Source organism: Vibrio sp. R11-SG3-ISO9 (assembly GCF_059834255.1).
Genome location: NZ_JCBDGU010000032.1, coordinates 1 through 21886 on the forward strand (window position 1 = coordinate 1; position 21886 = coordinate 21886).

General features: G+C 46.2%; 22 protein-coding genes. 8 read left to right on the top strand and 14 right to left on the bottom strand.

All coding sequences use genetic code 11. The annotated features are described in order from the left end of the window. Together AC6R05_RS10255 and AC6R05_RS10260 are read left to right on the top strand one after the other, a co-directional pair. Positions 1-261: YbhB/YbcL family Raf kinase inhibitor-like protein (locus AC6R05_RS10255; protein WP_500647284.1), on the top strand; the 261-nt coding region annotated here is incomplete at its 5' end. Positions 262-281: 20 nt separating this feature from the next. Beyond that, positions 282-1061 (top strand): helix-turn-helix transcriptional regulator, encoded by a 780-nt coding sequence (locus AC6R05_RS10260; protein ID WP_500647285.1) that lies wholly within the window; start codon positions 282-284, stop codon positions 1059-1061. A 101-nt stretch (positions 1062-1162) separates the two neighbouring features. On the opposite strand, the gene AC6R05_RS10265 is transcribed toward AC6R05_RS10260, so the two are convergent. From AC6R05_RS10265 to AC6R05_RS10285, 5 genes are all read right to left on the bottom strand, one after another. Next, entirely contained in the window at positions 1163-1897 is a 735-nt protein-coding gene (locus tag AC6R05_RS10265) for a PIG-L deacetylase family protein (protein WP_032553670.1), read from the bottom strand. A gap of 66 nt (positions 1898-1963) precedes the next feature. Next, entirely contained in the window at positions 1964-2968 is a 1005-nt protein-coding gene (locus AC6R05_RS10270) for an aldo/keto reductase (protein WP_500647286.1), read from the bottom strand. Positions 2969-2979: 11 nt separating this feature from the next. Beyond that, complete coding sequence (locus AC6R05_RS10275; protein ID WP_128163205.1) at positions 2980-3933, bottom strand: Gfo/Idh/MocA family oxidoreductase; 954 nt, start codon at positions 3931-3933, stop codon at positions 2980-2982. Positions 3934-3963: 30 nt separating this feature from the next. Further along, positions 3964-4884, bottom strand: a complete 921-nt coding sequence (locus AC6R05_RS10280) for a DUF1932 domain-containing protein (RefSeq protein ID WP_500647287.1) — start codon at positions 4882-4884, stop codon at positions 3964-3966. A 119-nt stretch (positions 4885-5003) separates the two neighbouring features. Then, on the bottom strand, positions 5004-6221 hold the full coding sequence (locus AC6R05_RS10285; protein WP_500647288.1) for a LysR family transcriptional regulator: 1218 nt from the start codon (positions 6219-6221) through the stop codon (positions 5004-5006). A 424-nt stretch (positions 6222-6645) separates the two neighbouring features. Here AC6R05_RS10285 and AC6R05_RS10290 point away from each other — a divergent pair, with 424 nt between their 5' ends. The 6 genes from AC6R05_RS10290 (at position 6646) to AC6R05_RS10315 (ending at position 13374) form a co-directional block, all read left to right on the top strand. Further along, positions 6646-7650 carry a TRAP transporter substrate-binding protein gene (locus AC6R05_RS10290; RefSeq protein ID WP_032553664.1) on the top strand — a complete coding sequence of 335 codons (1005 nt, stop codon included), beginning with the start codon at positions 6646-6648 and terminating at the stop codon, positions 7648-7650. A gap of 63 nt (positions 7651-7713) precedes the next feature. Beyond that, positions 7714-8211, top strand: coding sequence for a TRAP transporter small permease (locus AC6R05_RS10295; RefSeq protein WP_500647289.1), 498 nt, complete (start codon positions 7714-7716; stop codon positions 8209-8211). 9 nt (positions 8212-8220) lie between these two features. Beyond that, positions 8221-9486: a TRAP transporter large permease gene (locus AC6R05_RS10300; protein WP_032553661.1), complete on the top strand. Its 1266-nt coding sequence runs from the start codon at positions 8221-8223 to the stop codon at positions 9484-9486. 9 nt (positions 9487-9495) lie between these two features. After that, the gene (locus tag AC6R05_RS10305; protein WP_500647290.1) at positions 9496-10425 is read left to right on the top strand and encodes an AEC family transporter; all 930 of its coding nucleotides are present in this window, start codon (positions 9496-9498) and stop codon (positions 10423-10425) included. A 43-nt stretch (positions 10426-10468) separates the two neighbouring features. Next, on the top strand, positions 10469-11539 hold the full coding sequence (locus AC6R05_RS10310) for a Gfo/Idh/MocA family protein (RefSeq protein WP_152470065.1): 1071 nt from the start codon (positions 10469-10471) through the stop codon (positions 11537-11539). Positions 11540-11550: 11 nt separating this feature from the next. Next, positions 11551-13374 (top strand): bifunctional sugar phosphate isomerase/epimerase/4-hydroxyphenylpyruvate dioxygenase family protein, encoded by a 1824-nt coding sequence (locus AC6R05_RS10315; protein ID WP_500647291.1) that lies wholly within the window; start codon positions 11551-11553, stop codon positions 13372-13374. Between the two features lie 91 nt (positions 13375-13465). Here the strand turns inward: AC6R05_RS10315 and ahpF are convergent, their stop codons facing one another. The 9 genes from ahpF to AC6R05_RS10360 form a co-directional block, all read right to left on the bottom strand. Next, entirely contained in the window at positions 13466-15064 is a 1599-nt protein-coding gene (ahpF, locus tag AC6R05_RS10320; protein ID WP_500647292.1) for an alkyl hydroperoxide reductase subunit F, read from the bottom strand. A gap of 283 nt (positions 15065-15347) precedes the next feature. Next, positions 15348-15905 carry an alkyl hydroperoxide reductase subunit C gene (gene ahpC / locus AC6R05_RS10325; RefSeq protein ID WP_285465400.1) on the bottom strand — a complete coding sequence of 186 codons (558 nt, stop codon included), beginning with the start codon at positions 15903-15905 and terminating at the stop codon, positions 15348-15350. A gap of 267 nt (positions 15906-16172) precedes the next feature. After that, on the bottom strand, positions 16173-16694 hold the full coding sequence (locus AC6R05_RS10330) for a DUF3833 domain-containing protein (RefSeq protein WP_408692721.1): 522 nt from the start codon (positions 16692-16694) through the stop codon (positions 16173-16175). Positions 16695-16709: 15 nt separating this feature from the next. Continuing rightward, a complete protein-coding gene (locus AC6R05_RS10335) occupies positions 16710-17270 on the bottom strand; it encodes a chalcone isomerase family protein (RefSeq protein WP_500647293.1) in 561 nt (186 codons plus the stop codon). 3 nt (positions 17271-17273) lie between these two features. After that, on the bottom strand, positions 17274-17798 hold the full coding sequence (locus AC6R05_RS10340; RefSeq protein WP_172974285.1) for a DUF2878 domain-containing protein: 525 nt from the start codon (positions 17796-17798) through the stop codon (positions 17274-17276). Further along, positions 17776-19056 carry a class I SAM-dependent methyltransferase gene (locus AC6R05_RS10345; RefSeq protein ID WP_500647294.1) on the bottom strand — a complete coding sequence of 427 codons (1281 nt, stop codon included), beginning with the start codon at positions 19054-19056 and terminating at the stop codon, positions 17776-17778. The genes AC6R05_RS10340 and AC6R05_RS10345 overlap by 23 nt, the downstream gene beginning before the upstream one ends. Before the next feature lie 31 nt (positions 19057-19087). Further along, entirely contained in the window at positions 19088-19981 is an 894-nt protein-coding gene (locus AC6R05_RS10350; protein WP_500647295.1) for a DUF1365 domain-containing protein, read from the bottom strand. Further along, positions 19978-21231 (bottom strand): NAD(P)/FAD-dependent oxidoreductase, encoded by a 1254-nt coding sequence (locus AC6R05_RS10355; protein WP_500647296.1) that lies wholly within the window; start codon positions 21229-21231, stop codon positions 19978-19980. Before AC6R05_RS10355 ends, AC6R05_RS10350 begins: the two co-directional genes overlap by 4 nt. 2 nt (positions 21232-21233) lie before the next feature. Further along, positions 21234-21886 (bottom strand): SDR family NAD(P)-dependent oxidoreductase (locus AC6R05_RS10360; protein WP_500647297.1); only part of this gene is annotated, 653 nt, incomplete at its 5' end.

A 21886-nucleotide genomic window follows, 5' to 3' on the forward strand; every position in this document is an offset into this window, starting at 1 on the left:
AGCAAAACAACGGAGTTAGAACAAGGCGTTGATATCGGCAAGCTTGGTGGGAAAGAGGCTCGTATCGATTACGGAAGTACAGGTTTTGGCGGTGCTTGTCCTCCAAAAGGTCACGGTATGCACCGCTATCAGTTTACGGTTTGGGCACTGCCAAAGGCGACCTTAGGCCTCGATGAGAATACGCCGCCGGCCGTGGTAGGCTTTACACTTAACAGCATTGCTATCGACAAGGCCACACTAACGGCAACTTACACACGTTAGTCGACCAATTAGGAGGCGTAATGAGCGCTCAGTATCAAGTGACTCTGTTTCGAGCCGAACAACTTCAGAAACTCAGAAATGTGCGAGTCCACTCTCCAAGTATTATTCAAATCATGGCTGGGAGTAAGCGACTTTTTTGGAAAGACTCTGTTCAAGATCTCTCGAATACTGAGCTGCTGCTCTGTGAAGCGTCTGCCTCGTTGAGTTTTGAGAACCTACCGCAGAAGGGGCGATTTCTGTCTCGGGTATTTACGTTTCAATGCTCTCCAACCAAGGAAATGCTAGAGCTGAGCCACAACAGAGCGTGCGAAGAGATGGCGCCTTTTTTCCATTCTGATGCAGCACTACAAAGTACGCTTAATGCGCTATTTTCGTTTCAATCCCAAACGATAAGTCATGAGACTCAGCGTTTTTGGGCACTTGGTTTGTATCAGCAGTTGGCTGAAAAAGGCGTTCTACATCAACTTTTTCCAAGTATAAATACAAGCTTTCGTCAGCAATTGAGTCGCTACTTAGCTCGCTCACCCAGTGATAAGCATGCTCTGGACGAAGTCGCGCAACAATTTGCCATGAGTCGTGCGACCATGATTCGTAAATTAAAACGAGAAGGCACTCAATTTCGTGAGGTGCTTACCGAAGTTCGCTTGGCTCATGCCTTGTATTTGATACAGAGTGGCTACAGCAATGTTGCTCAGTTGGCCTTGGCGTGTGGCTATCAATCTGAGGGGCGATTTAGCCAGCGTTTTAAGGACAAGTTTGGCCTAACGCCTACGGATTATTTCAGAACGATAACAGCTTAGGTTAGGTGCTTGCTGTGCTCAGCGAAGAGTAGATAATAAAAAGCCCCGCAGCGTTGCGGGGCTTTGCCTCGTTTACCGGTCGAGATAATTATTTAAAGGCTTTACAGCGAATCAACACACTGTGGGAAGATAGCTTGGAAGCCTTCAGCGTGTTGACAGCTTCTGCCGCCCGCTTGGCCGCCTGAGTTACGTCTAAAGTGGTTGCCACGGTTTTCTGCTAGGTTTTCGTAGAAGGTCCACAGGTGTTCTTGACCTTGCATGCACTCAATAGCTGCTTTCTTGCTTTCCCACACTTCAGAGATGTCTAGGAAGGTGTTTGGTTTCCATTCCATCTGCTCACTTTGGTGTGGTTCGAATAGATAAACCTGAGGAGCGCCTAGTACTTTCTCACCTGGGTTATGACCCCAAGCTTGTGCGATCATGCGGCACTGTAGAGTGATCTCAGTTGCGTACATGTGGTCTGTATTGTACGGGTCCCATTTAGAGTGCGTCATGATGAACTCTGGTTGAATCTCACGGATCAGGTCGACGATTTGGTACTTACCTTCTTTGTCGATTTCCAGTGGATAATCACCGAAGTCAAAGAAACGAATGTCACTTACGCCAAGCGCTGCCGCTGCTGCTGTCGCTTCTTCATGACGAATACGCTTAACGTCTTCAAGTGTCATGCCCTCTTGCTTCCATAGCTTTGCAGACTCGCCACGCTCACCGTATGAAAGACATGCAATGGTCACTTCGTAGCCCAGTTTTTGGTGAAGGGCGATGGCACCGCCACAACGCCATACAAAGTCTGCTGAATGGGCACTGATTACTAAAGCTGTTTTCTTTGTTGTCATGTTATTAATCCTTTATTTACTCTTGAGCTCTTCTTGATGAGCGTGTCTTCTATGTTCTTTATTCGGTTAAAATTGTTCGGTATCGATTTCGGCTTGTGTGGGCGCGTTGTAGCGACCGCCAACAAATGCCTTTTGCGGAACCGTGCGCTCAATTAGCTCTAGAAGGGCGTTCGAAACCGTGTAGTGCTGCGCGTTTAAGTTATCTTCTAGATGCTTAAAGTTAGTGGTGCCTGGTAGTGCAATCGAGTGAGGCGCTTTAGCCAGTGTCCATGCCAAGGCAAATTGAGCCAGAGTTGGTGCAGGTAGTGATACATTCTCTTCAGCAAAAATTGGCAGCAGAGAAGCGAACTTATTTACAGCCGACAAGTTAGCTTCAAAGTTTTCTGCATTAAATCTCGGCATCGCATTGCGAATATCACCATCGACAAATTGGTTGCTTTGCAGTTCGCCACTCAGGATGCCACGCCCTACAGGGCTGAAAGACACAAAGGTACTTCCTAGCTCTTGGCATTTATCAATCACTGCGATCTCTGCATTGCGTGACCACAATGAATACTCCGACTGAACCGCTGCTATTGGGTGGATTTGGTGCGCCCTTTCCAACGTGGTTGCCGATACTTCAGATAGGCCAAGGTGTTTGATTTTTCCTTCGTCAACCAGTCTCGAAAGTTCACCAATACTCTCTTCAATTGGTACTGATTTATCCCAGCGGTGCAGATAGTAGAGGTCAATCACATCGGTATTGAGACGTTGCAGCGCCTCTTCGCAGGTTTGACGAATGGTTTGTGGGCGACCATCAATTGCGCGTTTACCATTCGGGCCTTTAAACATGCCGCACTTGCTGGCGAGGAAGAATTCATTACGGCGATGACCTACTGCTTTAGCGAGTAGTTTCTCGTTGTTACCAAACCCATAAAGAGCTGCGGTATCCAGCATGTTGTAGCCGAGATCAAGTGCCTTATTAAGTAGCTTGATGCTGTGCTCCTCACTTGGAGGTGTTCCGTATGCGTGAGAAACGTTCATACACCCAAGGGCGACTGGCGCGAGTGAGTGCTCACCTATAGTAATCATCGCCGGGCTCCTTACTCTTGCTCTAGCAGTTGTTCTAATGCGTGCAGTGTCTCCATTGCTGGTAGGCAGCTTGCGACGCTTGAGTTTGGCTCACGGCCTGTACGAATCGCATCGAAGAACTCACGGTCGATCAGCTCGATGCCGTTGTTTGAAACCGCGACACCTTCCAGTGAAATCGGGTTCTCTTTGCCATCGAATAGGTCGTCGTAGCGAGCGATGTAGGTGCCTTCGTCACAGATGTAGCGGAAGAAGGTGCCAAATGGACCGTCGTTATTGAATGAGAGTGATAGCGTACATAGCGCACCCGATGGCGTTTTCATACCAATGCTCATGTCCATTGCGATGTTGAGCTCTGGGTGGATAGGGCCTTGTAGTGCTTGAATCTTTGATGCCTTCTCACCGGTTTGATATTGGAAAAGGTCAACAGTGTGACAAGCGTGATGCCATAGTAGGTGATCAGTCCAAGTGCGCGGTTCACCTTTCGCATTGGTGTTGGTGCGACGGAAGAAGTAGGTTTGAACATCCATTTGTTGAATGTTTAGCTCGCCAGCTGCAATCTTATTGTGGATCCACTGGTGGCTTGGATTAAATCGGCGAGTGTGACCAGCCATAGCGACAACACCAGTTTTCTTCTGAGTCTCAACCACTTTGTAGCTGTCTTCAATGTTGTCTGCCATTGGGATTTCAACCAGAACATGCTTGCCAGCTTCCATACATGCGATAGCTTGCTCCGCATGCATTTGAGTTGGTGTTGCTAGGATCACAGCATCGACGTTGTCAGATTTCAGTGCTTCTTCCAGTGAAGAGAAGCCTTGAGCTGTTTGATTGTAATCTGTGATGAGTTGATCAAGCTTGTCTGCTTCAGGGGCAACCATTGCTGTAACAGTAACATCGTCGATATTACGCAGTGCTTCTAAATGTTTTTGGCCGAATGCACCCGTAGCGCCTACTACACACACTTTCATAATCATTCCTTTTGTATTCAAGCGATTTAACTATTGGATATTTTGTAATTTCGTTGCGGTCGATTCAGTATCCGCGACCTGCAGTTGTTCTATGATCTGGTCTGACAGTTGAGCGAGAGGCTGCCCTGACGCTTCGATGTTGAGTTCGCCGAGCGACTGATGCCAGTTCATTGCGCCTTCAACCATCGAGTGACTCATGCCTAACTCGTTTAATGTCGTAGCGACCTCTTTTAATTCTGCATGGCGTCTTTGACCGTGGTTGAGCATGCGTTCCATGTGGTAACGACTTAGGTGACTCAGCTCTAACTCTGGGTAGGTGTGACTTAACGACTTGAGTACGTGATGTTCAACACCTGATTTACGAGCTGCTAGAACGCACTCTGTGGTTAGTGCCTCTAAGCCTTTTACCATTACTGAGCGCATCATTTTTATGCTTGATGCATCGCCTACGTTTTCTGAGATAACCTCAACGTCGAAACCCAGTAGAGTTAGGTATTCCGCGACCTTGTCGGCTTTTTGTCCGGATAGGTAGAGCGGAATATTTGGCTGTGATGTCAATACTGGTGCCATGATGGCAATGTCGATGTACTCAGCGCCTTGCGCTTTAACCAGTTTTGCCAGTCTTTGTTTGGCTTGTGGTGAACAAGAGTTGCAGTCGAGCACAATCTGCTTTTCAGTCAGAGAGCCCACGATCTGTTGCAGTGCTTGTTCAGCTTGGTCAGCGGTGACTAAGGAAAAAATAAGTTGCGCACCGTGAATGGCTTCTTCAGGGCGAAATGTACCTTGTACACCTTGGTCAATATATTCGAGGAGTTTATTTTCTCGGGTGAATACATTGTTTGTCTTTATATCAAAGGCGTTAATTATTTCTGGTGCTTTATTGTTCCAGCTTGAAATAAAGGTTTTGGCTGCTTCCCCAAAACCAATAAACGCAACCCTACTGACTTTCACCATAACCACCTTTTTGTTCGTTAATTATCTTTGGCTATGGTCAAACACTATCATTTGGTATTGGGTGCGGATAATCAAATTAATTCAAAGGGTATTCAATTTTGAAAAAAATAGGGTTATTAAAGAGACATCTTTACCCCGTTTGTTCGCAATAATTTTAAAAAGTGAGTTTGTACAGAAGTGGCAAACCAGTTTTTACGTACCGTTAAACCAATGGGTCTGGATTGTTCTTCGCCTTCATAGGGAAGAGCAACTAAATGCCCCTCATCGAGATCGCGTCTGATTTGATGTTGAGAAAGAAGGGTTAATCGATCACTGCCCAGTAATAGCTCTTTGACTAGCATCTGAGAGCTTGCCTCAATCAAACGACTCGGTACTTCAAGTGAGGCCTTGATAAACATATCTTCGAACATCTTGCGGGCGGGTGTTGCACTGGAGGAGACAACCCAGCTCGATTCTTGAAGTTCTTTGATACTGACTTTCTCTTTAGTCGCTAAAGGATGATCAGCTCGCGATAAAATGGTGTTCTTCGATTCAAATAGCGTTTCTTGGCGAATATCGGTACTAGGAACGGGAAAGCGCAGAGCGCCAATTAGAATATCGATCTCACCATATTTTAGATGGTTGAGCAGGTCTTTATATGGGCCATCAATCACGTGTATTTGGCAGTCAGGATAAGCCTTGGAAAATTCATTAATGGTACTTGGAAGCAAGCAGGTTCTCGCGAGAGGTAAACAGCCTACTGTGATCACTGAACCGTGTCGGTTACTTAGTAGGTTAACTTCATCAAGTCCTTGTTTTATTTCAACAAAAGCAAGCTTACTTGCCTTGTCTAACGCCGCTCCTGCCTTCGAGAGGGCAATGCCAGTACTGGTCTTTTCAAACAGAGTAAACCCGAGTATTTCTTCAAGATCTTTTGATGCTCGATAGACTGATGATTGAGACACTTCAAGTAATCGGCTCGCCTCGGTAAAGCTTTGTCCGTTAGCGACAGCAACGAGTGCTTTTAGTTGAGTGGTGGTGATATTAAACAGATAACGCTGCACACTATTTTTACGTTGCTTTGTGGCAATCTTGAGCGCATTTGAGATGCCTTGACTGATGTTTTCCAGCGCACGGTCAATTCGAAAAGCGAAAGCTTCGCCCTGTTTTGTTGGCGTCATACCATCACTGGTACGTTCAAACAGCTCACTATTCATACTCTTTTCAAGTTTAGAGATGGCTTGTGTAATTGCGGGTTGAGAGAGGAAAACCGTGTCAGATGCTTTGCTGATACTTCCGGTGTGAACGACTTCTGAGATCGCCCTAAGGTGGCGCAAATTGGGGATATTAAACATACGGTTTCCTTACCACTGACTACCAGTTACAGTACGAAATATGAAATAAATCACAGTTTGATGTTTTAGAGCTATAACTCTATTTATGATCTGGCTCGAAATAGCTGACGCCCTTATCAATGGACATATTAGTAACGGAATTCAAACGCTCTATGAAGTAGCGAACGATATATTGTTTCCAAAGTGTGACTTAATTCTCCAAAATTAACCAATTTGTAAAATATCATATTTAACCATTTATTGATGGTGATTATGTTTATATTTTGGTTTTAAGTTTCTGATTTTATGCGTTTATTTCTTGTTGCTTTCGACCTTTTGATAACGAGGGTTATCTAATTTTTGAATAATGCTTTCAGTAAGTGAATTTTGTTTTGTTAATTCCTAGTGTTAGTTTTATCGGCAATGAAACAGGAGGTTCCATAGAATGAAAACTATAAAGACACTATCACTGGCTGTATCACTGGCGTTTGCTGCAAACACATCAGCTGCGGATATCGATATCACAATAGGTCATGTCGACTCTCAGGATTGGACGATCTCTAAGAAAGGGGCCGCGACACAGGTATTCAAAAATATCGTAGAAGCGGAATCTGGTGGTCGTATCGCGGTTAACATCTACCCATCAGGTCAACTTGGTGGTGAAACAGAACTGCTTCAGTCAACGCAAGAGGGAATGCTGACCATGACGATGGTGTCTGGCGCTTACTCTAAATTGTGTAAAGAAGCCAATGTTCTTGAAATTCCTTACCTTTTCCCTTCAGCACCTGTTGCTTGGGAAGTGTTGGATGGCGAGTTTGGCCAACAACTTAATGAGCAATGTTTAAAACAGACAGGTCTGCGTAACCTGGCTTACGGTGAGACAGGCTTCCGCCACTTCACTAACTCGAAACGTGAAATCAAATCTCCTGATGACCTGAAAGGTCTGAAAATTCGTGTAATGACAACCCCGCTTTATGTTGAGTTGCTGAAATCTTTAGGCGCTGAGCCAACGCCTATTGCATTCCCGGAAGTACCAGCTGCTTTAACAACCGGTGTTATTGATGGTCAAGAAAACCCAGTGAGCGTTATTAGCGCGAATAAGTTCTACGAGCTGCAAGAGTACATCACACTGGATGGCCACGTTTATGGCACCGATTTCTTATTAATGAATGATGACTTTTACCAAGGTTTATCTGATGCAGACCGCGCGATCATCGACCGTGCAGCGCAAGTTGCAGGTACAGTTGGCCGAGCTGTTCAGCAGGTTAACTCTGCAGAAGGTCTAGAAACTCTAGGTAAGAAAGGCATGAAGATCACGTCATTGACAGCAGAGCAGCAGAAGCAATTCCGCGACAAAACTCAGCCTGCGGTAATCAAATGGCTTGAAGGTACCGTAGATTCGAAATGGATCGATGGCGCACTTCAAGCGGTTGAGACTGCAACGAAGTAACTCTGATGTTCGCAGCATTGATGGTCTCAATGCTGCGCTTTCCCAAGGAGATAGGGAACTATGATGGAACAATATAAAAAACTATTGGCATTCTGCGCAGGTTCGTCTCTGTTTGTACTGTTTGCAGTTATGCTGGTCACGACCATCTCGCGCTATTTTTTCAATACCTCAATTCTATGGGGTGAAGAGCTGTGTAAGTACTCAATGATCTACGGTGTGATGTTTGGTACCTCTCTCTGTTACCTAGAAGGGCTGCACATTAAATTTGCGGTTCTAGATTCAGTCAAGTCGGCCATTTTCCAAAAGGTATTGGCGATTGTGGTTGATATCGCAGTGCTAGTATCGGCGGGCATCATGACTTACTCAGGTTACTTATTCGTCATGAAACGCGGTGGTATCGAATCACCAGGTATTGGTTTGAATATGGCTTACTTCCAGTCTGCGTTAGTTGTTGGTGGTATCTGCCTGTTTGTAGCCGCTCTATTACGTCTCGCACAACACGTCACGGTATCTCGACGCGCCAATGCGCCAGTCTCTTCTCTCACTCAAGGCGATGTATAAGGATCTACTATGCCATCAATAGCTTTAATGGGCGGTATGCTCGTATTTGGTGTTCCGCTAGTGTTTGCCATTATTTTGGCTATGTCGTTCTACGTAACGAGCACTCCAATCTCAATCAGCCTTGTTGCACAACGAATTTTTAGCGGATTAGACTCATACTCTATTCTGGCTGTTCCACTGTTTGTTCTGGCTGGTGAGCTGATGAACAAGAGTGGTATTACGAATCGTATTATCGATTTTGCTAACGCCTTGGTTGGACACTTCCGTGGTGGCTTAGCACAAGTAAACATCTGGTCTTCGGTGATGTTTGCCGGGATCTCAGGTTCAGCGGTAGCAGATACTTCTGCACTGGGCCGAGTGTTTATCCCTCAGATGGAAAAAGAGGGCTACAGCAAAGAGTTTTCATCGGCACTGACCGCAGCCTCTTCGGTGATTGGTCCTATGATTCCACCGAGCATTCCGGTGATCATCTACGCGCTTATCGCTAGTGGTGTCTCGGTTCCTGCTCTGTTCTTAGCGGGTATTGTTCCGGGTGTCTTGTCAGCAATTGCCCTATCAGTGTTTGTTTTCTTCTATGCGACTAAGCATAAGATTGTGAATACCGGTGTGCGCACCAGCCGTCGCAAAGCTTTGGTTAAAGCCTTTGTACCGTTAACGATGCCAATCTTTATCCTGGGCTCAATTCTAATGGGTATCGTGACGCCTACGGAAGCGGCTGCTTTTGCTGCATTCTATGCGCTGTCGGTAGGCATGTTCATGTACAAATCAATCAAAGTCAGTGACTTACCTGAAGTGTTTATGCGTTCAATGCGAGACTCTTCTATCGTATTGATTCTGATTGCTGTTGTCTCTGTAGCAAACTGGCTGCTGACATTCTCGCGTGTACCTCAATACATCAGTCAACAGGTGCTTAGCACTATCTCAGACCCGATTATGTTCCTAATCATGGTGAACTTAATCCTACTGGCAGTCGGCCTGTTCCTTGAAGGCATTGCAGCCATGCTGATTTTGATTCCAATCTTCCATCCGATTGCGATGAGCTTTGGTATCGACCCTGTTCACTTTGGCATTGTGGTTATCTTCAACTTAATGATTGGTTTGATTACACCACCAATGGGTATCTGTCTGTTTGTCTCCAATACCATTTCCAAGGTCGGGATTGCTGCGATATCTAAGCAAGTTATTCCTCTATTCCTACTGGAAGTCGTGGTGCTGTTCTTCATTACTTTCGTACCACAAAGCGTGCTCTTTCTACCGAAGTTATTCGGCTACTAGAGAAAAACAATGTTTGTATTTGAAGTGTTGCTGCCACTGATTTTTATCGTGGCAGTAGGGTTCCTCTCGACCAAAAAAGGCTTTTTTAGCCAACAATTCGTCGCTGAGGTGAGCAAGTTCGTGCTGTATGTATCGCTGCCAGCAGTGATCATCAGCAGCTTGAGTAGTATTGAGTTAGGGCAAGTCATCCACGTCAACTTCATGTTGGTGTACGCCATTGCAGGCTTGAGTGCGATGACCGTGGCGATATTGGTGAGCAAGGGCTTACTTAAGTCCACATGGACGGAAAGCTTCATCAATGGTTTGGGCAGCGGCATGCCAAACAGCGCGTTCGTTGGCTTTCCAGTGGTTCTATCGCTGTACGACGGTCAGTTCATTGAAGCATTTTTAATGTGTGTACTGATTGAGAACCTAGTGTTTATTCCACTGAGCTTGATTTCACTGGAGTTTGCCCAAGGTCGTTCGTCAAGCATCAGTGAGCAACTAAAGATCGTCGCGGGTCGTATCAGTCGCAACCCAATTATCTTAGCGATCAGCTTTGCCTTGATCGTGAATATTACGGGGATTCGCTTGCCAGAATTTGTGGCTGATGGGGTATCCATTTTTGCGAAAACATCGGTTGCTCTCGCCCTATTTGCGATTGGGGGAGCGCTCGGTCAATCACTGAAATTTGAGCAGTTCAGACGAATCGCTTTTGTGACGTCGATGAAGCTAGTTTTCTTTCCATTGATCGTCGTGGCACTGCTGATGACGCTACCCGTTGAAGGTGACCTCAAGTATGTCTTACTGATCTTTGCTGCGTCTCCTATGTTGTCTATCTACCCGATTTTAGGTGGGCTCTATCAACAACAACGCTTCTGTTTAAACACTCTAATTATAACGACGGTGGCCTCCGGACTCTCGCTGTCCGTCGTAATTGCTATCACAACATCATCATAAAAATAGACGCCTGTAGAGCGTGAATGAAAAATAAGGTCATAACATGGAACAAGTTAAAATTGCTGTCGCTGGGGCAGGTCTGATCGGGAAAACACACATCAAACTGGTTTCTGAAAACGCGCAATGTCAGTTGGCGTCGATTGTTGATCCTTCTCCGGGTGCTAAAGAGGTTGCGGAAGAGTATGGCGTTAAGGTCTACGCCAGCCTAGAAGAGCTGTTTGCACAAGATAAGCCGGACGGTGTGATCTTGGCGACACCAAATCGTCTGCATGCTATTCAAGCGCACGAGTGTATCAACGCTGGCGTGCCTGCCATTGTCGAGAAGCCTGTTACCGATTCGATCGAAGATGCCATTGAGCTTCTTAAACACGCAAATCGTGAAGAAGCGAAAATGCTGGTTGGCCACCACCGTGCTTACAGCCCATTGCTTGAGACGGCTAAGTCGATCATCGACAGCGGCGAACTGGGTAAGACGGTATCTATCATGGGCAGCGCGATGTTCTACAAACCTGATTACTACTACAACGAAGGCGAGTGGCGCAAAGTTAAAGGCGGTGGCCCGATCTTAATTAACATGATTCATGAGATTGGCAATCTGCGTCATTTGGTTGGCGACATTGTCGGTGTACAAGCTCTGAATTCAAGCGCGACTCGCGAGTTTGAAGTGGAAGACACAACCGCAATCTCGCTGCGATTTGCCAATGGCACACTGGGTTCATTCATGTTGTCAGATGCCTCAGCAAGCCCGCGCAGCTGGGAGCAAACCTCGCAAGAAAACAAAACATACGCGACTTACGAAACTGAAGATTGCTACCACGTGGCTGGCACTAACGGCTCGCTATCGATCCCGACAATGCAAATCAAGTCTTTTAAAGAGGGTGTGACGCCTTCTTGGTGGAATGCGATGGAAGAGCGCCAAGAGCCAGTAACGCGTGAAGATCCACTTAAGCGTCAACTTGAGCATTTTTGCGCCCTAATTCGTGGCGAAGAACAGACACCAAAAGTCAGCATTTACGATGGCTTGCAAAATCTGCTGGTGATCGACGCCATCATCAAAGCGACAGAAACGGAGCAGTACGTTCCGGTTCAAGATGTTACTGCACTGGTTAATTAAGGGAGTTTAGGATGAAGTATTCAATCGCGACCGTTTGTCTATCTGGCACTCTTGAACAGAAGATGCATGCAGCGGCCAAAGCTGGTTTTCATGCCATCGAAATTTTTGAAAATGACTTAACTCAGTACCGTGGTTCTGCAGCCGATGTTAAACGCATCGCTGACAGCATGGGGCTTGAGATCTTGGTTCTACAACCTTTCCGAGACATGGAAGGGATGCCAAATGGCTTGCGCGAAAAGAAATACAAGATGATGGAGCGCAAGATGGATCTGGCACACCAATTGGGTACAAAACGCCTAATGATGTGCAGTAACGTGAATCCACTTTCGACTAATAACCTCGACCGCTGCGCTGAAGATCTACATGCCCTGGCAGAACTGGCCAAGCGTGAAGATATGGATCTGGGTTATGAAGCGCTGGCATGGGGTCGTCATATTGCCGATTATGATGATGCTTGGAACTTGGTGAAGATGGTCGACCACCCGAATCTTGGTGTGGTACTGGACACCTTCCACATGTTTGCTCGTGGCAATACGCTAGATACGCTGCGTGAAGACATTCCAGTGGAAAAGATTGCTTTGGTGCAGGTCGCTGATGCGCCAAAAATGCAGATGGATATTTTGCAATACAGCCGTCACTACCGATGCTTCCCGGGTCAAGGTGATTTCCCTGTAATCGACTTTGTGAAAACACTTAAAGATAAAGGCTACGATGATTACCTCTCTCATGAAGTGTTTAACGATGAGTTCCGTGCCTCTTCTCCAAGAGAAAAAGCGGTGGATGGCGTGCGCTCATTGAAATGGCTAGAAGATCAGACCAACAACTTGTTTGAGATGCCGAGCGTGTCTGATTTGAGCTTCATTGAATTTGCCGTAAAAGAGCGTGAAGACAATCCATTTACCGATGTGATTGAATCATTGGGCTTTAGCAAAACACACAGCCATAAGAGTAAGAATGTCGACCTATACCAAATGGGTGATATTAACTTCGTCTTTAACTACGAGAAAAACAGCAACGCTCAGGCTTACTTAGAAGGGCATGGTGAATCTGTGTGTGCGCTAGGCGTATTGACTAAAGATTCAGACCGTTTGGTTGAACTGGCAAAGCGCTACAACAGCCCAGCAATTTTCCAAGCTCGCCAAGAGAATGAGCTGGATATTCCCACGCTGAAGAGTTCTAGCAGCTTGATGATTCATCTTTTAGATGAGAACCAAGCAGACAAGTTTTACGACGTCGATTTTAAGCCGGTAGAGCAGCAACCGGTAGTGAACGATAACTTGATTCGCGTTGACCACATTGGTCAGGTGGTATCGCCAGAGACTTTGCTGTCGAACATGTTCTTCTATAAGTCGATCTTTGGCTTTGTTCCTGAAGAGAGCTTCGATCTTCCAGATATCAATGGCTTGATTACTAGCCGCACGATTAAGAGCCCGAACGAGAACATTAAGATCGCACTCAACAGCACCAGCGCGAAGCGCACTTCGGCTCAGCGATTCTTGAACGACTCTAACGGTGCGAGCATCAATCAGATTGCGATTGAGTGTCGAGACATCTTCAAAGCAGCAGCAAACCTATCGCCTATCTACCAATTGAAGATCCCGAATAACTACTACCTAGATATTCAGGCACAGTTTGATTTGGAAGATGAGTCGATTGAACAGCTACAGCAAAACAACATTCTTTACACCGAAGATGATACGGGTGCGTTTTTCCACTTCTACACCAAGGAAGTGAACGGCCTGTTCTTTGAAGTGGTGCAGCGAGTGGGTGAGTATAAGAAATACGGTGAAACCAACGCCTTTATTCGTTTGGCTTCTCAGTCTTATCAGGATTAAAGAGAAGTTTTATAAACCTATTTTAATCACAAAAAAGCCACCACTGAGTTCAGTGGTGGCTTTCTATTTTAAGGCTAAGTACGTTATTTGATTACGCTACTTCTGCCATTTTTTTAGCGACTGGCGCTGGGTTGCGGATTAGGTGGTCAAATGCACCTAGGCTCGCTTTTGCACCTTCACCCATCGCGATGATGATCTGCTTGTAAGGTACGGTTGTTACGTCACCTGCTGCAAATACACCCTTCATAGAAGTTGCGCCGTGTGCGTCAATCTCGATTTCACCGCGTGGTGATAGTTCAACCTTAGTGCCTTTCAACCATTCGCTGTTCGGCATCAGACCGATTTGAACAAAGATACCCGCTAGGTCGATGCGCTTGATCTCATCAGTGTTGCGATCTTTGTACTCAAGACCTGTTACTCGGTTGCCATCGCCAAGCACTTGTGTTGTTTGTGCCATCTTGATGATATCGATGTTTGGTGTTGCGTTCGCTTTGTCGATAAGCACTTGGTCCGCACGCAGTGTGTCTGCAAATTCAAGAACCGTTACGTGCTCAACAATTCCCGCTAGGTCGATTGCTGCTTCAATACCTGAGTTACCACCACCAATTACAGCTGTTTTCTTGCCTTTGAACAGTGGACCGTCACAGTGTGGGCAGTACGCTACGCCTTTGTTGCGGTATTCTTGCTCACCCGGTACGTTCATTTCACGCCAGCGTGCACCTGTACTTGTGATAACCGTGCGAGCTCGCAGTGTTGCACCGCTCTCTAGCTCAACATGGATGTAACCGTCTTCTGTGTCTTCCGCGTCGATGATGTTAGCTGCACGTTGCTCGGTCATCACTTCAACACCGTACTCTTTTACGTGCTCTTCAAGGCTAGCTACTAGTTTAGGGCCTGTGGTCGCTTTCACTGAGATGAAGTTCTCAATCGCCATTGTGTCCATTACTTGACCACCAAAGCGGTCTGCAACCACACCTGTGCGAATGCCTTTACGTGCTGCGTAGATTGCTGCAGAAGAACCTGCAGGGCCACCGCCAACAACAAGAACGTCAAATGGTGCTTGCTTACTTAGGCTCGCCGCTTTTTTCTCAGCTGCGCCAGAATCTACTTTGTTTAGGATCTCTGCCAGAGACATACGGCCTTGGCCGAACAGTTCACCGTTGATGAATACGCTTGGTACCGCCATGATGTCGCGTGATTTCACTTCGTCTTGGAAGGCTGCGCCGTCAATCATGGTTGTTTTGATTAGCGGGTTGATTGCTGACATCATGTTGAACGCTTGCACAACCTCAGGACAATTTTGGCAAGAAAGCGAAATGAAGATTTCAACATTCAGTGGCTCGCCTAGGTTTTTTATCTGCTCAATCACGTCGTCTTCAAGCTTGATTGGGTGACCGCCACTGTGTAACAGTGCCAATACCAATGAAGTGAACTCATGCCCCATAGGTAGGCCAGCGAAACCGATGCTTGTGCCTTTCTCTGTGTTCAACACTTGCATGATTGGTTTGCGGTCACTTGCGCTATCGTCACGGATAACCACAACTTTGTCAGAGAGTTCTGAGATGTCGTTCGCCAGCTTCTCTAGTTTGCTTGCTGTTTCGCTTTCATCCAGGCTAAGAACGAGCTTAACGTCATTTTTTAGGAATTCTAAGTATGTTTGCAGTTGCTGCTTCATTGCTTGGTCTAACATGATATGCCTACTTTTCTTTTCTGTTCGGGGGCGCTGTTTTGCGCTGATGGAGTTATATTGCCTTGGCTATCACAATTGGTAAATTCGGACGTTTCTATTAGTTTGGTAGGTAAAACCTATCAATAATAGGCAAAACTTATCGCACAGATAAATTCCGTTTAACTGTCTGAATAAAAAACAAAAAAACCACATCGCATGGATGTGGTTTTGAGTATTAAAGCGGCGCGCCAAAGCCCTTTAGGAGGCAGGCTAAGGCACGCCTGTAGAACGGGTTAGTAGATGCTTAGATCTTACCTACTAGGTCTAGAGATGGTGCTAGTGTCTCTTCGCCTTCTTTCCATTTAGCTGGGCAAACTTCACCTGGGTTGTTTGCTACGTACTGAGCCGCTTTAACTTTGCGTAGTAGGTCTTCAGCGTCACGACCGATGCCTTCAGCAGTGATTTCCATTGCTTGGATAACACCTTGTGGGTCGATTAGGAACGTAGCGCGGTCTGCAAGGCCTTGACCTTCACGCATTACGTTGAAGTTGTTTGTGATAGTGCCAGTTTGGTCACCTACCATGAAGTACTCGATAGTACCGATTTTGTCAGAAGTGTCGTGCCATGCTTTGTGAGAGAAGTGTGTGTCAGTTGATACTGAGTAAACTTCCACGCCACGAGACTGAAGCTCTGCGTATTTCTCTTGTAGGTCTACAAGTTCAGTAGGACATACGAAAGTAAAATCTGCTGGGTAGAAGAAGAATACTGCCCACTTACCTTTCACGTCTTGCTCTGAGATTTCTACGAATTCGCCGTTTTTGAATGCCGTTGCGTTGAATGGTTTGATTTCTGTGTTGATCATGATTTTACTCTCTTTAATTTGTTGTTTTGACGCTGCCTTGCGTCGATGGAGATATATTGCCTCGACAGGCTCAGAGGGTAAATTCGGACGTTTCTATTGTTCTAATAGGAGATAGCTATCAAGTATGAAAGGCAAAAGCTATTGAAAGGTAAATCTAGTGATAGGTAAGTTCAATCAGCGCTGTGAAGGTTGATTTGAGATGATGGAAACAGAAAGCCTCGACTCAAAGAGTGAGTCGAGGTTTGTGTAATCTGTTGCTATGGACGGCTAGCGTTTTTCGATAAACAGTATGACTTCGCCGACCTTGAAGCCGAACTTGGACATTTCGGTTTTGTTGAATAGGCGCTTGTCGTCCATTAAAAACATCCAGTCATCAAGCGTGACTTCATACATTGAACCGTCGACTTCGATTTCTAGCGTGTATTTCCAGTAAAGGGCAGAGCCCTGGGTTTCACCATACGCTTCGCCGATTACGTCACCCGCTGTGCCTGTGTAGGTGTTGTCGCCAGTTTTAACCAGTTTCCAGATCCGAGTGGACCGTTCACCATCAGCGAAGCGAAACCACTCTTTGATTTCACCCTGGTCGCCTTGCCACTCTGCTACCAAATCCGCTTCAAAACGTCGTAGTAGATTACCAGAGCGATCGAGCACCATGCCATAAGCGATGAGGTCGCCGTCAAAGAACTGTTCGAGCTTGAGTTCAGGTGTGGTGCCCGTATGTTCGGATAAGTTGGCAGAGCCACACCCTATTAAAAGAGAGCAAAGTAAAAGTAGCCATCCTGTTTTCATTCATTGTGTCCTGTTTTATTTATTGAGACCTAACAACTGCTGGCGGAGTTTCGGTTCCGACGTGTTTTCTGACAGCCAGATAGAGAGAAAGGCTTGTCCAAATTGGGTATCGGTAATGGTGCCGATTGGTTGTTCGTCGAAATAGAATTGGCTCTGCTGGTTTTCCGAAACGCGAATGGTCAGAGTGCTGCCCTGTTTTACGTTCGGCCACATTTCGTAGAGTGGAGCGATCCAGCTCTTGATCTTACTGTCCGAGTAGCCCAGTTTTTCCCACTGATCTTGCGTTGCATCGACTAGATCTTTGCTATCAATGTCACGGTAGTATTCGATTTTCAGTGCTTGCTCAGAGCGAGTAGGTGTGGTGTATAGCTCGGCGTTGTAGAGGGTCCAAAAGAGATAAGTCATCTCTCCTTCACCCTGCTTATTCAAATCACCGACAGGAGAGGCGTTAGCGGCGTTGTGGAAGATAAGTGCACTGCACGCAAACAGGGTTGCAAGCGCTGACAGTAAGTAACGCTTCCATTGCGATAGAGGGTGGCGCTGAGCTTTAGCACGACCCTGTGTTGAATAAGCCATAAGTCACCTCGTTGTCTCCGCCATATTGGGCTTGTTTAGATACGAGTAGCCGACCACTAATAAAGGGATTACCAAACCCCAACTGACCGCAAGCGTGGATAACACCCACACATCTGGCCATGTGGACTGAAGCGCACCTGCCTTGATGCCGCCCCAGTAGCTACTAGTACCTCCTACGAAACCGAGGAGAATGAGGATCACTTTTGGACATTTCATTAGCCAATTGAGGCTATGGTTAAAACTGATTAAGAACATCACCCACAAGCAGGCGAGCCACACCGGGAACCAAGTTTGGTTGGCAATGTTTGGGTGTGCTGAGAAGGCGCCAAGACCAATCATTAAGCTATCGAGGAGCAGGCCGATTGGCAACAAGAGTAAGACTCTGAGGTCGTCACGACGAGTGGGTGAAAGAAGAAAGTGCAGCGCCACCAATAGTGGCGCTATAAAGACGGCTTGCTCGGTAAAGAAAGCACTGCTTACCCAAGTGGCTTGAAACAGAACAAGGTTAATAATCCAGAACCGTTTCATCTTTTGCTCCATAGTAGCGAGGCTTACGCGCCACAATGTGATGAGTGCTTATCACGCGTTCAAGGAAGGCGCCTTCGCAGTAGCAGAAATAGAAGGTCCACAGTCGCTTGAATTCTTCTGAATACCCTAGGCTTTGCAGTTCATCCCAGCTCTGCTCAAATGCGACATTCCAATCGTTTAGCGTGCGCGCGTAGTGCAAGCCGATGTCGTCAATTTCTTGGACGACAAGATCAGTGCTCTGTGCAAGGTGACCTGTCATGACAGCAACAGAGGGTAGGCAGCCGCCTGGGAAGATATATTTCTGAATGAAATCGACTCCTTTACGGTATTTCTCATAACGTCCATCTGCGATGGTGATCGCTTGTATCAACATCTTGCCTGTGGGCTTGAGAAGCTGAGAACAGGTAGTAAAGAAGGTTTGTAGAAATTCATGACCAACCGCTTCAATCATCTCAATAGAGACTAGCTTGTCGTATTGGCCTGATAGGTTGCGATAGTCCTCTTTAAGCAGAGTGATCTTGTCGCTTAGTCCGAGTGCTTCAATGCGCTGCTTGGCAAGTTCGTGCTGAGCATCAGAGATAGTCGTGGTTGTAACATGGCAGCCGTAGTTTTGCGCCATGAATATCGCAAGTCCACCCCACCCAGTGCCTATCTCAACCACACTGTCTTGTTCTGTTAACTCTAAGCGTTCACAAATGGTACGCATCTTATTTTGCTGAGCGTCTGCGAGCTGGGTAGCTTGTTCACTGTAAACGGCTGAAGAGTATTGCATTGATGGGTCTAGGAAGCGTTCGTAAAGCTCATTGCCAATATCGTAGTGAGCCAGAATGTTACGTTTCGAGCCTTGCTCTGTATTGGCGTTCTGCTTTCTCAAGAACAAGTTTTTGATCTTGGATAGCCACTGTGTCTTGTCATCTAGCTCGTCGAGTTGCTGCTGGTTGCGAGCCATGATTTGAATGACACGAGTTAGATGTGGACTTGTCCACTTGCCGTCAATGTACGCCTCTGAAGCGCCAATACTGCCGTTAAGGACAACGTCTTTAAAGAAACTAGAATCGTGAATGACAATCTCGGCGTGAAGGTTGGCTTCTCGGTCACCAAATATTGAATGCTCATCCCCTTCGATGACTTCGAGCTGGGCTCCCTGTAAGCGTTCCAGAATAGTGAAAACAAGGCTTCGATACTTACAGTTTTTGTTCAGCACTGCGGTTTGAGGCTGCTGCTTGATGTTGTGATTTTGTTTGGCAAGCTGTTCCATGTAGACCTCGCTGAGAAAATTCTCGTCTTAGTTAATTCTTGTATTGTGGTGGCTTGGAAACTGAATCTGGGTGCGAGATAAAGGGCACCTTTTTAATGAACAGTTTCAAAGCCTGATAATAAATGCCTAGCACAACCTTAGTGGTCATGGCCGGAGTTCGAATCAGTGTTTGTCGTATATCACTGGCAGTCATCGGTTGTTTTTCGAGTGCCAAAGTGGCGTCAAACACCTTCTTCTCTCCGGGATATTGCTCGTTCCTATGATTTTCAATATGGACTAAAGTGCGGCGTGATGGAGGCTTGATCTTCCAATGGTAAGTCATGTCTAAATCCATAAATGGTGACACGTGGAAGTCTTTCTTCGCCTTCAACTCTTGCTGCATGTCTATCAAATAATAGTGTCGTTCACGCCAAGGGGTGTTGCTTACCTCAGCCAGCATGTAACGGCACTCCAAATTTTCGTCAAAGCAAAAGAAGCAGTTGATTGGGCTAAAATAAATCCCGAAACAACGGCACTGTGCGAGCATGGTGACACGGTTGGATTCGCTCCATTGACCGCCCAGTGATTTCACTTTGAGAGCTATACGCTGCTTTAGAGTTTTTGGTTCAATGCTGTTTTGTGTTTTATAGCTATTTGACGTTTTATCATTGATTTGCGACTCATGATTGCCTAAAGACTCATCTCCGTTGAATGTCTTCTCCGGAACATAATCTGTCTCAACAAAGCGAATGGGGTTGAACCAACGGGTACCGAAGACCAAGCTACGCGCTGTTGTCTGCTCGATCTCATCCAAATCAAGTCCCATCATATACAGCTGATAGCTAAACTCGTGGGTAATGGCACCGAAACGGCGGTGCCTTACGTTGCCCCAGTAGATACCACTGCGTTCGGTGTTTTCATCGAAGTGGCGAGTTACCGTGCTCATAGTTCTAGTCCAAAGCGCTTGGTCACGTCGAGTGCACTGCGCACACCATCTTCATGGAAGCCGTTGTACCAGTAAGCACCCGCAAAATGAGTGCGATTGTGCCCACACATGGTTTCGCGTTGCTGCTGCGCTTGAACGGTATTGGAGTTAAGCACTGGGTGATGGTAGACAAACTGACGAATGATCTTATCTGGGTTAATGGCCTCGCTCTGGTTGAGGGTGACACAGAAGGTGATATCGTCTTCAATCCCTTGCAAAATGTTCATGTTGTAGGTGACACAGGCTGGTCGCTTGCTGTTGCCATCTAACATGTAGTTCCAACTCGCCCACGCTAGCTTGCGATCAGGTAGCAACTTAGTATCGGTGTGAAGCACCACTTCATTGCGGCTGTATGGAATTTCACCCAATACCGCTTTCTCCTGTTCAGTCGCATCGCCGAGTAGCGCCAGTGCTTGGTCAGAGTGACAAGCGAAGATCACTTCATCAAAAATTTGTATTTCACCAGATTCAAATTCAATGGCGACCTCGCTTTCATAGCGGGTAACCTGCTTGATGTGGCTGTTGAGCTGAACGGGTTTAGATAGGCGAGATAGAATAACATCGACGTAGGAGCGTGAACCTTTTGGAATCACATACCACTGCGGCCTATTGGTGATATCGAGTAACCCGTGGTTGAAGAAGAATTGGATAAAGAACTTAAGTTCGAACTGCTCCATCTCTTCTAGACTTGTGGACCAAATAGCCGCACCCATAGGAAGTATGTAGTGTTGGCTGAAAAAGTCTGAAAAGCGGTAGTGATTCAGGAAATCGCCCAAGGTTTCATCTTCGGTAAACTGATGGTTTTGAAAGCGTTCCTTGCACAGTTTGTTGAATTTGATGATCTCAAGAATCAGGGTCCAAAACTGCGGCTTTAAGATATTGCTGCGCTGAGCGAACAATGAATTGATGCTGTGACCGTTGTACTCAAACTGAGTGTCAGTGTTGTGAACACTGAAGCTCATTTCTGTTTCTTGACGATCGACGCCAAGCTGTTCGAGTAGCTTGTTGAAGTTAGGGTAGGTGCGATCATTGAAAACAATGAAGCCTGTATCGATAGAAAATGCCTTGCCTTGGTGTTCAATATCGACTGTGGCGGTGTGCCCACCGACATAATCATTTTTCTCAAAAACCGTGATGTCGTGGTGTTTATCTAATACGTGTGCGCAAGTGAGTCCGGAGATACCGGAGCCAATAATGGCAATCTTTTTCATTGTTATACCATCCTTGAGGCAAGCTTATGCCAAACCGACTTGGGTAAAAATCGCAAGCACTTCATGATGAAGATAAACCTGCGAGGAAAATCTACTTCGCTCTTTCCTTGTTCGAGTCCACTGATGATTCTTTGAACGGCTTGTTCGCTACTTATAATCATAGGCATAGCGAACGTATTTCGCTCTGTTAATGGTGTATCTACGAAACCAGGATGAACGATAGAAACGTGAATATTGTGTGCTGCGAGGTCGACAGCAAGCGTTCGACCTAAATAGGTCAATGCAGCCTTTGAAGCTCCATAGGCTTCAGCTCTTGGTAATGGCAAAAACCCTGCACTGGAGCTGACTAGAACGACTCTGCCTGCTGGCTTTATACATTTCAGCCAAGCCTCTAGGGCGTAGCCAATTGAGATCAGGTTAATGTTGATGACGCGTTCAAATAGCTTGGCGTCAAAGTTGACTGGGTCATCAATATACTCGCAATCCCCAGCGTTCAAGATGACCATATCTAATGGTTCATCTGAAGTAAGGTCTGGGTAATTTTCGTAGTCCAAAAGATCAAAGCAGAGCGGCTCAATATTATCTTGCTCATTGGTTAGTGAATCGAGCTTGTTTTGGCTACGACCACAAGCGATGACGACATGTCCAAGTTGAG

Coding starts and splice junctions, on each gene's coding strand:
- AC6R05_RS10315 (WP_500647291.1), top strand. CDS start 11,551: ATGAAGTATTCAATCGCGACCGTTTGTCTATCTGGCACTCTTGAACAG.
- AC6R05_RS10355 (WP_500647296.1), bottom strand. CDS start 21,231: ATGAAAAAGATTGCCATTATTGGCTCCGGTATCTCCGGACTCACTTGC.
- AC6R05_RS10260 (WP_500647285.1), top strand. CDS start 282: ATGAGCGCTCAGTATCAAGTGACTCTGTTTCGAGCCGAACAACTTCAG.
- AC6R05_RS10345 (WP_500647294.1), bottom strand. CDS start 19,056: ATGGAACAGCTTGCCAAACAAAATCACAACATCAAGCAGCAGCCTCAA.
- AC6R05_RS10310 (WP_152470065.1), top strand. CDS start 10,469: ATGGAACAAGTTAAAATTGCTGTCGCTGGGGCAGGTCTGATCGGGAAA.
- AC6R05_RS10300 (WP_032553661.1), top strand. CDS start 8,221: ATGCCATCAATAGCTTTAATGGGCGGTATGCTCGTATTTGGTGTTCCG.
- AC6R05_RS10275 (WP_128163205.1), bottom strand. CDS start 3,933: ATGAAAGTGTGTGTAGTAGGCGCTACGGGTGCATTCGGCCAAAAACAT.
- AC6R05_RS10340 (WP_172974285.1), bottom strand. CDS start 17,798: ATGAAACGGTTCTGGATTATTAACCTTGTTCTGTTTCAAGCCACTTGG.
- AC6R05_RS10350 (WP_500647295.1), bottom strand. CDS start 19,981: ATGAGCACGGTAACTCGCCACTTCGATGAAAACACCGAACGCAGTGGT.
- AC6R05_RS10295 (WP_500647289.1), top strand. CDS start 7,714: ATGGAACAATATAAAAAACTATTGGCATTCTGCGCAGGTTCGTCTCTG.
- AC6R05_RS10335 (WP_500647293.1), bottom strand. CDS start 17,270: ATGGCTTATTCAACACAGGGTCGTGCTAAAGCTCAGCGCCACCCTCTA.
- AC6R05_RS10330 (WP_408692721.1), bottom strand. CDS start 16,694: ATGAAAACAGGATGGCTACTTTTACTTTGCTCTCTTTTAATAGGGTGT.
- AC6R05_RS10285 (WP_500647288.1), bottom strand. CDS start 6,221: ATGTTTAATATCCCCAATTTGCGCCACCTTAGGGCGATCTCAGAAGTC.
- AC6R05_RS10270 (WP_500647286.1), bottom strand. CDS start 2,968: ATGATTACTATAGGTGAGCACTCACTCGCGCCAGTCGCCCTTGGGTGT.
- AC6R05_RS10290 (WP_032553664.1), top strand. CDS start 6,646: ATGAAAACTATAAAGACACTATCACTGGCTGTATCACTGGCGTTTGCT.
- AC6R05_RS10265 (WP_032553670.1), bottom strand. CDS start 1,897: ATGACAACAAAGAAAACAGCTTTAGTAATCAGTGCCCATTCAGCAGAC.
- ahpF (WP_500647292.1), bottom strand. CDS start 15,064: ATGTTAGACCAAGCAATGAAGCAGCAACTGCAAACATACTTAGAATTC.
- AC6R05_RS10305 (WP_500647290.1), top strand. CDS start 9,496: ATGTTTGTATTTGAAGTGTTGCTGCCACTGATTTTTATCGTGGCAGTA.
- ahpC (WP_285465400.1), bottom strand. CDS start 15,905: ATGATCAACACAGAAATCAAACCATTCAACGCAACGGCATTCAAAAAC.